Source organism: Bacillus sp. Medicinal_06 (genome assembly GCF_056711665.1).
Genome location: NZ_JBWYHD010000052.1, coordinates 1 through 1120, shown reverse-complemented (window position 1 = coordinate 1120; position 1120 = coordinate 1). Strand labels below are relative to the sequence as shown.

The following is a 1120-nucleotide window of genomic DNA, read 5'->3' as shown; positions in this document are numbered from 1 at the left end:
TTACTTCTTGTTCAGCAACTTTTTCTGCCCTTTTTAAAAATTCATTTTCAAAACCTTTTCCTGAGTGCATCCAATTTTCAGACACACGCCCTTCTGATTCAATGTTTACATCAAAAGAAATCTTATTTCCCTTAACATGTGGGGTGATTTTGCTTTTTATGGACTTTATCTCGTAGATGATGGGTTGCCCTGTCTTTTTATCAGAACCTTTTACCACACCACCTTTCCTTTTTCCGTTAATCCATATTAGTCCCTCTAATTCCTCTTCATTTAAAAAACCACGTAGCTTTTTTGTTTTTCCTTTAATTACGGCAGCTCCTGCAAATTTTGCTTCTCCATTTGTCGAGATCACATTTTGTAAAAGAAAACTGGATCCTGATTGCATTTTGCCTTCTAATTTAGCGAGCGATACAGGAGGTAAAATTCTTGTTATTCTATATTGATTATCTCCAATCCCAACCAAATGAAACGTTGGAATTTCTCCTTTTCCCTTTGATTCCAGTGTTGCACTCGCTCGTCCCTTGCTGATTAAAACCATACAGCTAAGTCGAATCTCATTGTCACGGAGAAGTTGATCTAGTAAATTTTCCAAACTGTATGTACGTACAAGACTATCACTAATAACAATGCTCTTTAAATGTGGGCTGAACAAAGGGCCCTCTCTTTTCAATGAAAACTCACGAATGATTTGATGAATAGAATCTCCAGTCTCAGAAACATTTATATAACGTTTTTGTTGCCCGTCTCCTTTACTTTTTGCTTGCGAGTTTACAATTTGATAAGTAGCTGTAATAAGGTTTCTTTTAGGATATCCTCCTCCTTTTCCCTCAATTTCTTTCTCAATTGTTGACTCCTTACCTTTATCCAATGCTATACCTGAAGTTAAACTCAACTCTTCAATCTCTTTACTGCTCCAGCACCCTGTCAGAAGCACAAGCATCGAAAACAAAGTCAAAAGAACCCGTACATAGTGAAAGTTATTCTTCACGATGTCCCCCCTTTTCTCTTTAATCGCGTGACGATAAGAAGGAGCAATGGTAGTAACCCAAATAAAAATATAGCAGTATTGCCGACCATATCCCCGAATTTAAGTAGATCATTTATATTTTTCGAAGTCATA

The 1120-nt window shown here is 36.7% G+C and carries 1 protein-coding gene and 1 pseudogene; both read right to left on the bottom strand.

The features are described 5' to 3' along the window. Nucleotides 1-988 (bottom strand): Ger(x)C family spore germination protein (locus tag AC1M36_RS28285; RefSeq protein WP_479846519.1); only part of this gene is annotated, 988 nt, incomplete at its 3' end. Beyond that, nucleotides 985-1120: pseudogene (locus AC1M36_RS28280) on the bottom strand (spore gernimation protein); the annotation flags it as partial. The gene AC1M36_RS28285 and the pseudogene AC1M36_RS28280, both read right to left, overlap by 4 nt.